The 13,528-nt window shown below is 63.9% G+C and carries 15 protein-coding genes; 2 read left to right on the top strand and 13 right to left on the bottom strand.

The window, feature by feature from the left end:
- From EOA75_RS17340 to gcvA, 5 genes are all read right to left on the bottom strand, one after another.
- Positions 1-903: ABC transporter ATP-binding protein (locus EOA75_RS17340; RefSeq protein WP_164747420.1), on the bottom strand; the 903-nt coding region annotated here is incomplete at its 3' end.
- Between the two features lie 35 nt (positions 904-938).
- Positions 939-1,763, bottom strand: coding sequence for a carbohydrate ABC transporter permease (locus EOA75_RS17335; protein ID WP_067323984.1), 825 nt, complete (start codon positions 1,761-1,763; stop codon positions 939-941).
- Positions 1,764-1,969: 206 nt separating this feature from the next.
- On the bottom strand, positions 1,970-2,842 hold the full coding sequence (locus EOA75_RS17330; RefSeq protein ID WP_066999170.1) for a sugar ABC transporter permease: 873 nt from the start codon (positions 2,840-2,842) through the stop codon (positions 1,970-1,972).
- A 137-nt stretch (positions 2,843-2,979) separates the two neighbouring features.
- Positions 2,980-4,290, bottom strand: coding sequence for a sugar ABC transporter substrate-binding protein (locus tag EOA75_RS17325; RefSeq protein WP_066999167.1), 1,311 nt, complete (start codon positions 4,288-4,290; stop codon positions 2,980-2,982).
- Positions 4,291-4,452: 162 nt separating this feature from the next.
- On the bottom strand, positions 4,453-5,361 hold the full coding sequence (gene gcvA / locus EOA75_RS17320) for a transcriptional regulator GcvA (protein WP_066999164.1): 909 nt from the start codon (positions 5,359-5,361) through the stop codon (positions 4,453-4,455).
- 110 nt (positions 5,362-5,471) lie between these two features.
- Between gcvA and EOA75_RS17315 the strand changes: the two genes are divergently transcribed.
- Positions 5,472-5,657, top strand: coding sequence for a hypothetical protein (locus EOA75_RS17315; RefSeq protein ID WP_127324732.1), 186 nt, complete (start codon positions 5,472-5,474; stop codon positions 5,655-5,657).
- A gap of 62 nt (positions 5,658-5,719) precedes the next feature.
- Here the strand turns inward: EOA75_RS17315 and EOA75_RS17310 are convergent, their stop codons facing one another.
- Positions 5,720-6,679: a sugar-binding transcriptional regulator gene (locus EOA75_RS17310; protein ID WP_127324731.1), complete on the bottom strand. Its 960-nt coding sequence runs from the start codon at positions 6,677-6,679 to the stop codon at positions 5,720-5,722.
- Between the two features lie 203 nt (positions 6,680-6,882).
- On the opposite strand from EOA75_RS17310, the gene EOA75_RS17305 reads away from it, so the two are divergent.
- Entirely contained in the window at positions 6,883-7,515 is a 633-nt protein-coding gene (locus EOA75_RS17305; protein ID WP_066999155.1) for an HAD family phosphatase, read from the top strand.
- A 195-nt stretch (positions 7,516-7,710) separates the two neighbouring features.
- Here the strand turns inward: EOA75_RS17305 and EOA75_RS17300 are convergent, their stop codons facing one another.
- The 7 genes from EOA75_RS17300 to ureC form a co-directional block, all read right to left on the bottom strand.
- Positions 7,711-8,478: a class II aldolase and adducin N-terminal domain-containing protein gene (locus tag EOA75_RS17300; RefSeq protein ID WP_067324682.1), complete on the bottom strand. Its 768-nt coding sequence runs from the start codon at positions 8,476-8,478 to the stop codon at positions 7,711-7,713.
- A 66-nt stretch (positions 8,479-8,544) separates the two neighbouring features.
- Entirely contained in the window at positions 8,545-9,177 is a 633-nt protein-coding gene (gene ureG / locus EOA75_RS17295; protein ID WP_127215807.1) for an urease accessory protein UreG, read from the bottom strand.
- Positions 9,174-9,614, bottom strand: a complete 441-nt coding sequence (locus EOA75_RS17290) for a DUF3995 domain-containing protein (RefSeq protein WP_127247898.1) — start codon at positions 9,612-9,614, stop codon at positions 9,174-9,176. Before EOA75_RS17290 ends, ureG begins: the two co-directional genes overlap by 4 nt.
- The gene (locus EOA75_RS17285; protein WP_245466656.1) at positions 9,611-10,333 is read right to left on the bottom strand and encodes an urease accessory protein UreF; all 723 of its coding nucleotides are present in this window, start codon (positions 10,331-10,333) and stop codon (positions 9,611-9,613) included. Before EOA75_RS17285 ends, EOA75_RS17290 begins: the two co-directional genes overlap by 4 nt.
- Positions 10,275-10,853, bottom strand: coding sequence for an urease accessory protein UreE (gene ureE, locus EOA75_RS17280; RefSeq protein ID WP_067323973.1), 579 nt, complete (start codon positions 10,851-10,853; stop codon positions 10,275-10,277). Before ureE ends, EOA75_RS17285 begins: the two co-directional genes overlap by 59 nt.
- Positions 10,850-11,455, bottom strand: a complete 606-nt coding sequence (locus tag EOA75_RS17275; protein WP_127324730.1) for a glutathione S-transferase family protein — start codon at positions 11,453-11,455, stop codon at positions 10,850-10,852. Before EOA75_RS17275 ends, ureE begins: the two co-directional genes overlap by 4 nt.
- 107 nt (positions 11,456-11,562) lie before the next feature.
- Positions 11,563-13,278, bottom strand: a complete 1,716-nt coding sequence (gene ureC, locus EOA75_RS17270; RefSeq protein ID WP_164747421.1) for an urease subunit alpha — start codon at positions 13,276-13,278, stop codon at positions 11,563-11,565.
- Between the last annotated feature and the right edge of the window lie 250 nt (positions 13,279-13,528).

Here is a 13,528-nt window from a genome sequence, read left to right as displayed (position 1 = left end):
GGCGCGCACATTGATCGTGCCGATGCCATCGGTCTGGACATGCAGGAAGGTGTCGGAGCCGAGATGCTCGGCAACGCCGACCGTCGCCTTCCAGTCGCCGGCCGTGGTCGAGATGTTGATGTGCTCGGGCCGGATGCCGATGGTCTTGGCGCCATATTTGTCGGCCGGCGCGCCTTCGATCAAGTTCATCTTCGGCGAGCCGATGAAGCCGGCGACGAACAGGTTCTTCGGCGTCTTGTAGAGTTCCATCGGCGAGCCGACCTGCTCGATGTTGCCGGCATTGAGCACGACGATCTTGTCGGCCATGGTCATGGCCTCGACCTGGTCGTGGGTGACGTAGATCATCGTCGTCTTCAGCTGATGATGCAGCTCGCTGATCTCCAGCCGCATGGTGCCGCGCAGGGCTGCGTCGAGGTTGGACAGCGGCTCGTCGAACAGGAAGGCCGATGGCTGGCGCACGATGGCGCGGCCGATGGCGACGCGCTGGCGCTGGCCGCCGGAGAGCTGGCCCGGGCGCCGCTCGAGATAGTTGGTGAGGTTCAAGACGCGCGCCGCGTCCTTGACCTTCTTATCGATGGTCGCCTGGTCCTCGCCGGCCATCTTCAGCGGGAAGGCGATGTTCTTGGCGACCGTCATATGCGGGTAGAGCGCGTAGGACTGGAAGACCATGGCAAGCTTGCGCTTGGCCGGCGCCTCGCGGGTGACGTCGCGGCCATCGATGCTGATGGTGCCGCCGCTGGTGTCCTCCAGCCCGGCGATCAGCCTGAGCAGCGTGGACTTGCCGCAACCCGAGGGGCCGACGAACACGACGAACTCGCCGTCCTCGATGGCGAGGTCGATGTTCGGAATGATCGTCGTCGACCCGAAGGACTTGGAGACGTTCTTGAGCGTGATGTTTCCCATGGTTTCCTCCCCGGATTTCGTCCGCCGCTTACGGCTTACTTCACGGCGCCAAAGGTCAGGCCGCGCACCAGCTGCTTCTGGCTGAACCAGCCCATGATCAGGATCGGCGCGATCGCCAATGTCGAGGCCGCCGAGAGCTTGGCCCAGAACAGGCCCTGCGGACTGGAGAAGGAGCTGATGAAGGCGGTGAGCGGTGCGGCCTCGGTGGTGGTCAGGCGGATCGTCCAGAACGCCTCGTTCCAGGCCAAGATGATGTTCAAGAGCATGGTCGAGGCAATGCCGGGAACGGCCATGGGCGTCAGCACATAGATGATCTCGTTCCACAGCGAGGCGCCGTCCATGCGCGCCGCTTCGAGGATCTCGCCCGGGATCTCGCGGAAATAGGTGTAGAGCATCCAGACCACGATCGGCAGGTTGATCAGCATCAGCATGATGGTGAGGCCGATGCGGCTGTCGAGCAGGCCGGTGTCGCGGAAGATGAGATAGATCGGGAACAGCACCGCGACGGCCGGCATCATCTTGGTTGAGAGCATCCACATCAGGATGTCCTTGGTCCGCTTGGTCGGCGAAAAGGCCATCGACCAGGCCGCCGGCACGGCGACGATGAGCGCAAGGACGGTCGAGCCGACCGACAGGATCACGGAATTCAGGAAGAACTTGAAATAACCGCTCTGCGCCTGCACCTCGGAGTAGCTTTCCGTGGTGCCGGACGGGATCAAGGCGAAGCCCTGGATCGCCTCCTGTTCCGACTTGAAGGAGGTGATGATCGTATAAAGGATCGGGAAGAAGATCAGCAGGGCGACGACCCACGCCGCGACTGTTGCGATCGTCTTGTGTTGGGTGGTGACTGCGCGTGCCATGTCAGGTCCTCCCGTATCGGCGATGTTGGCGGCAGGATCGACCCCCACTCCGGTTTGCTGCGCAAACCAACTCTCCCCCGATCGACGGGGTAGAGGAAGCGCGGGGCTTCGATGCAGGCGTCTCCTCTCCCCCGGGCAGGGGGAGAGGTGTCCCGCGCAGCGGGACGGAGTGGGTGTGGTTCAGCGCAAGTGGCATCGTCTTGCCCCTACTTGTCCAGGTTCCTGCCGACCGCGCGCATGACGAAGAAGGCGACGATGTTGGCGAGAATGACCGCGATGACGCCGCCTGCCGACGCCTGGCCGATTTTGAATTCCAAGAGCGCCTTCTGGTAGACGAGGAACGGCAGGTTGGTGGAGGCGTAGCCGGGACCGCCATTGGTGGTGACCAGGATCTCGGCATAGACCGAGAGCAGGAAGATCGTCTGGATCAGGATGACGACGGTGATGGCGCGCGACATGTGCGGCAGCGTCAGATACCAGAAGCGGCTGAGGAAGCCGGCGCCATCCATCTCGGCTGCCTCCTTCTGCTCACCATCAAGCGATTGGAGCGAGGTGAGCAGGATCAGCGTCGCGAACGGCAGCCATTGCCAGGCGACGATCAGGATGACTGCGGTCAGCGGGTGCTGACCGAACCAGTCGATCGGGTTGGCGCCGAAGAAGCGGGCAATATCGGCAAAGACGCCGTATTGCGGGTGCATGATCATGTTCTTCCAGACAAGTGCCGCCACCGGCGGCATGACGAAGAACGGCGAGATGACCAGGATGCGCACGAAGCCCTGACCCCAGATCGGCTGGTCGAGCAGCAGCGCCAAAAGGATGCCGCCGATCACGGTGATGGCCAGGACACTGACGACGATGGTCAATGTGTTGAGGATCGACTGCAGGAAGGCGGGGTTGGAATAGAAGAGCTTGTAATTGGCGAACCAGACGAACCCATCGCGGATCGGATTGAGCGGGTTGTACTGGAGGAACGAGAACCACAGCGTAAAGACCAGTGGCACGATCATCCAGACGAACAGCAGGATCACCGACGGCGCCATCATGAAACGCGCAAGCGAACGGGTTTGCTGAGTAGCCATGACGGTCACCCTCCCAAGGTCAGCCGGATTTAGACTTGTGCCAGAATTCCTGATTGCAGAGGTGGCCGCCCGAACTGGGTTTCGGGCGGCCTATGCCGGTCATGATCCGCTACCGGCGTTCGGCACCGGGAGGAGCCTTACTTGAGGTAGCCGCCTTCGGTCATCGCGGCGGTCGCCGCGTCCTGGGCCTGCTTCAGCGCATCATCGACGCTCGACTGGCCGGCAAGAGCGGCGGAGAAGAGCTGACCGACGGTGGTGCCGAGGCCCTGGAATTCCGGGATGGCCACGAACTGCACGCCGACATAGGGCACCGGCTTGACGGTCGGATGCGTCGGGTCGGCGGCATTGATGGAGTCCAGCGTCATCTTCGCGAAGGGCGCTGCCTTCTGGTACTCCGGATTGTTGTAGAGCGAGGTCCGCGTTCCGGGCGGAACGTTGGCCCAGCCTTCCTTCGAAGCCACCAGTTCGAGGTAGTGTTTCGAGGTCGCCCAGGAGACGAACTTCTCGGCGGCGTCCGCCTTCTTGGTGCCGGCCGGGATGGCGAGAGACCATGCCCACAGCCAGTTGCCGCGCTTGCCGAGACCCTTGTCGGGCGCCAGCGCATAGCCGACCTTGTCGGCGACCTGCGAGGCCTTCGGGTCGGAGACGAAGGACGCGGCGACGGTGGCATCGATCCACATGCCGCACTTGCCCTGCTGGAAGAGCGCAAGATTCTCGTTGAAGCCGTTGGAGGACGCGCCCTCAGGACCGTCTGCCTTCATCAGGTCGACATAGAACTGCAGCGTGTTCTTCCATTCCGGCTGGTCGAATTGCGGCTTCCAGTTCTCATCGAACCAGCGGGCGCCGAAGGAGTTCGACATGGCGGTCAGGAAGGCCATGTTCTCGCCCCAGCCGGCCTTGCCGCGCAGGCAGATGCCGTTCACGCCATTGGCCCGATCGGTCATCTTGTCGGCGGCCTCCTTGATGAAGTCCCAGGTCGGCGCGTCGGGCATTTTGAGCCCCGCCTTCTCCATCAGGTCCTTGCGGTACATGACGAAGGAGCTCTCGCCGTAGAAGGGCGCGGCATAGAGCTTGCCGTCGACCGAAAGGCCGCCGGCAATGGCCGGGATGATGTCCTTGACGTCGTAGTCGTCGCCGAGCTTCTCGAGCGGCAAGAGCCAGCTCTGCTTGGCCCAGATCGGAACCTCGTAGGTGCCGATAGTCAAGACGTCGTACTGGCCACCCTTGGTGGCGATGTCGGTGGTGACGCGCTCGCGCAGCACGTTTTCTTCGAGCGTGACCCAGTTGAGCTGGATGTCGGGATTGGCCTTCGTGAAGTCGTCCGTCAGCTTCTGCATGCGGACCATGTCGCCGTTGTTGACGGTGGCGATGGTGATGGATTCGGCATGCGCGGCGAATGCAAGGGCGCTGGCCGACAACAGGCCCAGGGTGAGCGTGCGAAGTTTCATCAATTCCTCCCTAAAACCAAGATGAGCATTTGCCTTGGCTGTGGGCAATTACTCACTAAGTGTGAATTATGTCAAGCCGGAATCGATGCTGCAGCGCAGCACAAATCGATGCCGCGCCCGTCTGGGCGATGCGTAGCGGAGACGGCAGGCTGTGATGCCGGCCTACTGACAGGCGATCTCGGCGAGAATCCAATCGCGGAAGGCGCGGATCTTCGGCACGTTGCGCCGGGCAGTGGGATAGACCAGCCAGTAGGCGTGGCCGTCGTCGCCGACGAGGTCGAAGGGCTGGATCAGCCGGCCGTCGGCAAGCTCGTTCTTGAACAGGGCGCTGGTGACGATCGCAACACCTTGCCCGGCCATCGCGGCATTGGCCTCATAGGCCTGCGCGCCCATGCTGGTGCCGGGACGGCTGGCGAGTTCCTCCGCGGGCAGGCCGGCGAGCGCGAACCATTCCTGCCACCAGATGTCGCCGGGATCGAGGATGGGGAGCTTGAGCAGGTCGGCGGGCTCCTTGACGCCGCCGATGCTCGCCGCAAGCCTGGGGCTGAGCACCGGGGTGAAGTCGGCCCTGAACAGCATATGCGTTTCCACGCCAGGCCATTTGCCGCCGCCGGAGCGGATAGCGATGTCGACATCCTCACGCGCGAAATCGACGACTCGGTTCGAGGTGTCGACACGCACGGCAAGCGAGGGGTGCGCGACCTGAAAGGATCCCAGATGCTGCGCCAGCCAGTTCGAGGCGAAGGTGAGCAGGGTGGAAACGCAAAGCACGCCGTCGGCGCCGGCTCGGGCGGCCGCATAGGCGCCGCTCAGCAGCGCGAATGCCTCGCTGACAGCCGGCGCAAGACGCTGGCCGGGTTCGGTCAGCTCGATCTGCCGTGGACGGCGCAGGAACAGCGGCGCGCCGATGCGCTCTTCCAGAAGCTTGATCTGATAGCTCGCGGCGGCCTGGGTCATGCCGAGCTCCTCGGCGGCCTTGGTGAAGGAGAGGTGCCTGGCCACGGCCTCGAACACCCGAATCGCCTGCAGAGGCGGGAGCTGGACATTCTGCCGGGAGCTCAGATCGGGCATAAGGCCTCTTTATGGGTCATGATCGACGTTTGATTGGAAGCACGTGCCGATCAGCCCGATATTTGGGGTCGACGACCACTCCAGTTCAAGCATAGCGAAGGCTGACGATCATGACCCCGATGCAGGAAAAACTCGATTCGACCCCGATACATGGATGGATTTCGCTGCTGGCGCGGGAATTGTCGTTGTTCGCCAGCCGCAGGCGCGGCTATGTCGATGTCCGAGAACTGTCGGAGCACCTGCAGCGGGATATGGGCTTCCTCGACGGCAACGATCCGCATGGACGCTACAAATAGCCGGGTTTCTTTTTATCGCCAACGGCTCGTCGCGTCAGATTCGCCCGAGCCCAGCATCACGATCACGCGCCGCCGAGCAGGGCGGTGGCTGTCCGTTCATCGGTGATGAGGCCATTGACCAAACGACGGTTCACGGCGGCGAGAATGCCCGGCAGCTTGCGCTCGCCCATGGCAAGTGCGATGACCAAGGACTTCTCGCGTGACGGCAAGGCGGCGGACGAAACGCGGTCGTTGGTGATGCCTTCGATCATGCGGCCTTCGCGGTCGAAAACCCAGCCGACGATCTCGGCGACGCCGCCGGCTTTCTGCAGTGCCTTCAGTTCCCCCTCCGAGATGAAGCCGTCCTCATAGAGCGGCGCCTTCGGGCCGAGATCGCCGATGCCGACGAATGTGACGTCGGCCTCCGCGGCCAGCGCCAGCGTCGGCTGGATCATTGGCTGGCTGAGCAGCATGTCGCGCTCTTCCGGCGAGGAGGCGATGACCGGCAGCGGCATCGGGAAGGAGCGCGCCTTGACCCGGTCGGCCATGGTGAAGATGACGTTGTAGAAGGCGGCCGAGCCGTCGGGCGAGATGTTGCCGGTCAAGGACACCACCTTGTGCTGCGGGCACTCCATCGGCGGCAACAGCTCGATCGCCGCCTTCAGGGTGCGCCCGGTGCCGATCGCCATGACGATGGGGGCGGCGGAGCGCAGCCGCCGCTCGATCTCGGCAGCCGCCGCCTCGGCGACGCCGATCGTCGTCGAGGACGAGGTCGGATCGCTCGGCACCACTTCGACGAGATCGAGCGCGAAACGCGACTTCAGCCGCGCGCCAAGGTCGAGGCAATTGGCGATCGGATGATCGACGCGGACCTTGATCAGCCCTTCCGACATCGCCAGCGAGACGAGCCGCTGCGCCGTCTGCCTGGAAATGCCGAGCTTGGCGGCGATCTGATCCTGGGTGTTGCCGGCAACATAGTAGAGCCAGCCGGCCCGCGCGGCGTCGTCCAACCTGGTGCTGCCGGTTTCCTGTCGCGCGTTCACATTCTGCCTCCCCAAGCCCGACAATAGCGGGCCCTCTAGATTACAGCGAAAGCGGCCCTGCGCAATTGTCAAATTGAAAGAGCAATTGCTTGCGCCGCTGCCGACCAAGGTTGGCCCTGTTCGCACTCGCTTCAGCCATTTGCCGGGAGAGCGGTTTATCTCTGACCGGAAACCCATTAAGGGATCGGCAAAAGGAGCCTTGCATGACGCCGAAAGCGGTTTTCTGGGACATGGACGGCACGCTGGTCGACAGCGAGCCGCTGCACGAGGCAGCACTTGTGGCGGCTTTGCGCAGCGTCGGCATCACGCCGCCGACCGACCTGCACGAACGCGTGCTGGGCGTCGCGGCATGGCCGGTCTACGAAATGCTGCGCGACCAGTTCGGCCTCGACCTGCACTTCGATGACTGGATCGTGCGCAAATACGACCACTATCTGCCGATGGCCGAGACGCTCAAGCCGCGGCCCGGCGCGATCGAGGTGTTCAACCAATTGCGCGCGCTAGGCGTCGAGCAGGCGGTGGTGTCCAATTCCGACCGGCTGATCGTTGACGCCAATCTCGGCGCGGTCGGTCTCGTCTATCCCGGCATGCACACGGTGAGCCGAAACGACGTACGCCAAGGCAAGCCGCATGCGGAACCCTTCCTGCGCGCGGCTTATCTCGCCGGCGTCGATCCGGCCGACGCGGTCGCGGTCGACGACAGCCGCACCGGCGCGATGGCCGGCCTGGCTGCCGGCATGAAGACGATTTTCTGGCCGGAAGCGCCGATGGAAGGGCCGCCCGGCGCAATCGTCATCAACAGCGCCGAGGAACTGCGGGCGCAATTGGGTCTCTGAATAGACTTTCCAGGCCTCGACGCTGCCCCTCATCCGCCTGCCGGCACCTTCTCCCGGTGACTACGGGGAGAAGGGACACGCTCCGACGCTGCGATTTCCCTCTCTCCGTGCTTCACGGGGAGAGTGTGAGGGGCAGCGCCCGGCTTCGAAAATAAGCGAAAGCCAAGCCTCCAGCGTCACCCACAACCGCGGAGCTCAGTTCCTGTAGACCGGCTCTTCCTCGTCGAGGATTGCCTTCAGTTCGGCAAGGTGGCGCTCGGCCTGCCCGGGATAGTCGTCCATCTCGCTCGCCGTCTTTTCCGCGATCTCGTCGGAGAGCGTGCGCAGCGGCCGACCGGTCCACAGCGCCTTGATGTAGGTCTCGGCGGCACGCTCGAAATAGAACATGCGATTGAAGGTGTCGGCGACAGAATCCCCGATGACCATCACGCCGTGATTGCCCATGACCATCACCTTGACCTTGGGATCGACGAGCAGTCTCGAGCAGCGCTCGCCCTCCTCTTCGAAGGCCAGCCCGCCATAATGAGGGTCCACGACATGGCGGTTGAAGAACATGGCCGAGTTCTGGTCGATCGGCGGCAAGGTGGAGTCGGCCAGCGAGGCAAGCACCGTGGCGTGGATCGAATGCACATGCATGGCGCAGCGCGCATGCGGCACGTTGCGGTGGATGGCGCCGTGCAGGCCCCAAGCCGTCGGGTCGGGCGCGTTAGGGCCGGAGAGCGTTTCGGGATCGTTGGCGTCGATCAAAAGCAGATCGCTCGCCTTGATACGCGAGAAATGCACCTGGTTCGGGTTCATCAGGAACTTCGTGCCGTCCTCGTTGACCGACAGCGAGAAATGATTGGCGACCGCCTCATGCATGTTGAGCCGCGCCGTCCAGCGGAAGGCGGCGGCGAGATCGACCCGCTCCTGGTAATAAGGCAGGTTGGTCAGCGTTTCCTTCTGCAGACGGGCAAGGCTCATCGAAAATCCTCCGGTTTGGCCGAGCATGCCGTGCATGGCGGCTGCCAGCAACCGCAAACTGATGGGTCAGGCGGCAGGCCGTGCCGATTGCAGCCCGCCCAGCTCGACGATGAACTCGATCACCTCCTGCAGACCTTTGCCGCGCGACAGATCGGTGAAGCCGAATGGCCGCTTGCCGCGCATGCGGGCGGCGTCCGCCTGCATGACGTCGAGGTTGACGTTCACATAGGGCGCCAGATCGCTCTTGTTGATGACGAGGAAGTCTGAGCGGGTGATGGCCGGGCCGCCCTTGCGCGGTATCTCCTCGCCCTGGCAAACGGAAATGACATAGAGGGTCAGATCGGCAAGGTCCGGCGAGAAGGTGGCGGCGAGATTGTCGCCGCCGGATTCGATGAAGACGATGTCGAGGTCGGGGAATTTGCGGTGCAGCTCGGCGATCGCCCGCAAATTGATCGAGGCGTCCTCGCGGATGGCCGTGTGCGGACAGCCGCCGGTCTCCACGCCGACGATGCGCTCCTCCGGCAGCGCCTGCAGGCGCGCCAGCATCATGGCGTCTTCCTTGGTGTAGATGTCGTTGGTGACGACGGCGATCGAGAACCTGTCGCGCAGCGCCTTGCAGAGCTTTTCGGTGAGCGTCGTCTTGCCGGAACCGACGGGGCCGCCGATACCGATGCGCAGGGGACCATTGGGTTGGCTCATGCCGGAAACTCCGTGATGGCGAGGATTGCGAAGCCCAGCCCGATCAACAGGCAGAGCGGCGAGTAGAGGCGCTGGTCGAGCCGTGCGAAGGGCTGCTCCGGCGTCAGCCCGCGCCACCAGGGCGTGAAGCCGGCGATGCCTCGCCCGAAGAAGACGATGCCGAAGAGCAGCGCGGTAGCGGCAAGGCCCTGCCTGGGAAAGGGCGAGGCGAAGACGCCTTCAAGGGCCAGCGGCCATAGCGTCGCGAGCGCCAGGCACGCGGCGACGGCAAAGCTCGCGACGGGCGAGGGCATGTCATCCACGCCGCGAAAGCCGACGACGGCGCGGGCGCAGGATTTCGCGTCCTTTCCCGGCCAGATGCCGCCTATGCCCCAATAGACATGCAGCGTGGTGATCAGCAGCAGGATGAGGGAGAGGACAAAGGCAAGTATGATCATGAGCGGAACAGACGCGAATATTGGGTTTCGTGCTTCATCGCCGCAATGTCGGATATCAAGGCCGAGCCGCCGAGGTCATCGAGCGTGGAGTTCGCGGCGCGAGCAGCTGTCGCGAGCGCCAACGGTTCGAAGCCGGCTAACAAAGCGGTGGCATCGACCTGTCCTACAACGCCGAGCCGGATAGCGGCCTGCACGAGGTTGGAGAAGAAGGCCTGCAGGAAGGCCGACAGCGCGTCCGCCAAGCCGATGCCATCGCTGCCAGCGATCGCGCCGACAGCGACGCAATAGGGGCACTCCGCAGGCAGCCGCTCGAGCGCATGACAAGGCCAGGCAGAGGCGGCTTTTTGGAAGGCGGCGCCTTGGAGCATGGTTTCCACGTGACGCTCCTGCGATCCGGCAAGCGCCTCGGCAAGCGCGGCAACTTCGGCGATATCGCCGCCGTCACGCGCACGCCGCCAGCTTTCGGCAAACAGCACCGCATCGTTCCAGCCCGAGCCCATCTCGACCAGCGTCCCCAGCCACTCGGCGAGATCCCGGCGATCGGCGACTAGTCCGTCATGCACGGCGCGCTCGAGACCGTGACTGTAGGAGAAGCCGCCGACCGGAAAGGACGGCGACAGCCAGGCCATCAGCCGCAGCAGTGCGGTACCGGACGGCTGGTCAGTCATGATGATGATGGTGATCGTGGTCGTGGTCATGATGGCCATGCGCGTGATCATGATCGTGATGGTCGTGGCCGTGATGATCATGCGCATGGCCATGGTCGTGGCCATGTCCGGAATAGGCGCCGCGCACGGGACTGAACGGTTCCAGCACCTCGCGGACCCTGGCGCCGAGCCCCTCCAGCATCGCTTTGATGACATGGTCGCGCAGGATGAGGATACGGTCCGCCTCGATTGCCGCCGCGAGGTGGCGGTTGCCGATATGCCAGGCAAGCTCGGTGAGATGCACGGTGTCGCGGGCGCGGATGTCGTAGACCTCTTCGGGCGCGGCGACGATCTCGAGCTGGCGGCCGTCCTCCAGCACCAGCCGGTCGCCATTGCCGAGCGCCACCGGCTCGGGCAGATCGACCAACACCCTGTCGCCGCCGGCGGTTTCGATGGCGCGGCGGCGCAGATGCCGCTCGTCATGCGTCAAGATAGCCTTGTCGAAAGGTGTCGCCGCTCCGCCCTCGCCGGCCGGGAGCACCGAGACGGCGCGCGGAAATTTGGTGAAATCGGTGTTGATGTTGAGCTTCATTTCATGGCTCCGCCATTGGCTTGCGCCCGCGCCCGGGCGGGTCGCGACAGCACGCGATCGAAATAGGCGTTGACGCGATCTGAGTCGACCGGGAACCGGCCGGCGCGCGCCCAACCACCCATATCGCCGAGCAGAACGTCGACGGCGGAAAAGCGGTCGCCGAGCGCAAAAGGCTTGTCGCCGAGCCGGCGGTCCAGCGCCTTGACTTCCGAAGCGAAATCATGGGCGGCGGCAGGGCCGACATCGACGCGCAGCTCCCTGGGCAGGATGAAGCGGTGGCGCAGCTTGTTCCACAGCGGCGCCTCGAACTCGCTCTGAGCAAAATGCATCCAGGAATCCATCTCGGCGCGGCCGGCGAGCCCGGGATTACCGCCCATCCCCTTATCGGCATGCTTGTCCGCTAAATAGACGCAGATCGCCGCCGAATCAGTGATCGTCAGCTCGCCGTCGATCAGGATCGGCACCTTGCCGGAAGGGTTCAGTGCATAGGCCTCGAGCGAGCGCAGCTTCACCTCTACGAACTCATAGGATTGCCCGAGCTCCTCGAGCATCCAGAGCACGCGGCTGACCCGGGAACCTCGTGATCCGACGGCCTTGTACATGGTTCAAATCCTGCCTCTTCCCGGAGCCTAGACCATCCAAGCCATCAGCCCAATGGCGATCAGGCGATGAGGTCGAAGAGCCGCAGGACGAATGAAATGCGGTAGCGCTAAAACAGAAAATACCGTTGCGCCATCGGCAGCACGGTCGCCGGCGCGCAGGTCAAGTGCTCGCCGTCGGCGCGCACCTCATAGGTTTCCGGGTCGACCTCGACGTGCGGCGTGGCGTCGTTGAGCACCATCGAATGCTTGCCGATGCCGCCGCGCGTGTTCTCGACCGCGACCATCGCCTTCTCTACGCCAAGCCTGCCCTGCAAGCCGGCATCAAAAGCCGCCTTGGAGACGAAGGTGACCGCGGAGTTGGTCAGCGCCTTGCCGTAGGCGCCGAACATCGGCCGGTAGTGCATCGGCTGCGGCGTCGGGATCGATGCGTTGGGATCGCCCATCGGGGCGGCGGCGATTGTGCCGCCTACCAGCACCATCTCCGGCTTGACGCCGAAGAAGGCCGGGTTCCACAGCACGAGATCAGCGCGTTTCCCGGCCGTCACGGAGCCGATCTCCTTCGACAGGCCATGCGCGATGGCCGGATTGATGGTGTATTTGGCGATATAGCGGCGGACCCGGAAATTGTCGTTGTTGCCCGTCTCCTCAGCCAGCGCACCGCGCTGGCGCTTCATCTTGTCGGCGGTCTGCCAGCAGCGGATGGCCACCTCGCCGACGCGGCCCATGGCCTGGCTGTCGGACGAGATGATCGAGAAGGCGCCGATGTCGTGCAGGATGTCCTCGGCCGCGATCGTCTCCTTGCGGATGCGGCTTTCGGCAAAGGCGATGTCCTCGGGAATCGACGGCGACAAATGATGGCAAACCATCAGCATGTCGAGATGCTCGGCCAGGGTGTTGACCGTGTAAGGCCGCGTCGGGTTGGTCGATGACGGGATGACGTTGGGCAGGCCGCAGACCTTGATGATATCGGGCGCATGGCCGCCGCCGGCGCCCTCGGTATGGAAGGCGTGGATGGTGCGGCCCTTGATCGCGGCAACCGTGTTCTCGACAAACCCGGACTCGTTCAGCGTGTCGGTGTGGATCATCACCTGCACGTCATAGTCGTCGGCGACCGAAAGGCAGCAGTCGATCGCGGCCGGCGTCGTGCCCCAATCCTCATGCAGCTTCAGCGAGCAGGCGCCGGCAAGCACCATTTCCTCCAGCGCTGCCGGCTTTGAGGCATTGCCCTTGCCGGACAGCCCGATATTCATCGGGAAAGCGTCGAAAGACTGGATCATGCGCGCCATGTGCCAGGGGCCGGGAGTGCAGGTGGTGGCCAAGGTGCCATGCGCCGGACCGGTGCCGCCGCCGAGCATCGTGGTGATGCCGCTCATCAGCGCTTCCTCGATCTGCTGCGGGCAGATGAAGTGGATATGCGCGTCGAAGCCGCCGGCCGTCAGGATCTTGCCTTCGCCGGCGATGATCTCAGTGCCGGGACCGATGATGATGGTGACGCCATCCTGGGTGTCCGGATTGCCTGCCTTGCCGATCGCGGCGATGCGACCGTCCTTCAGGCCGATATCGGCCTTGACGATCCCGGCGAGCGCGTCGACGACCAGCGCGTTGGTGATGACGGTGTCGACGGCGCCGCCCGCCCTAGATACCTGGCTCTGGCCCATGCCGTCGCGGATGACCTTGCCGCCGCCGAATTTCACTTCCTCGCCATGGACGGTAAAATCCTTCTCGACCTCGATAAAGAGCTGGGTGTCGGCAAGCCGCACCTTGTCGCCGACCGTGGGGCCGTACATCTGCGCATAGGCGGCACGGGAAATTCTTGCCATCAGCGATTGCTCCCAAAAGCGAGTTTGTGTGGGCGCGGAGCGCACATTGTCGCCATCCAATGGTCACGCAATGACCCGCTCGACGACACCTTCCAATCCCATTTGGCGGTTGAGGTGACCGAGTCAGCCCAAAACGACCGTTTTCCAAACCGAGGGAAGGAATATCCATGCGAAAGACGATACTTTTCGCGGCCGCCGCCAGCTTGATGATGGCGGGTGCGGCCGGCGCGCAGCAGCCCGCGCCGCAGCCGCC

Source organism: Mesorhizobium sp. M1A.F.Ca.IN.022.07.1.1, assembly GCF_003997575.1.
Taxonomy (GTDB): Bacteria; Pseudomonadota; Alphaproteobacteria; order Rhizobiales; family Rhizobiaceae; genus Mesorhizobium.
This window is presented reverse-complemented; position numbering and strand designations above follow the sequence as displayed.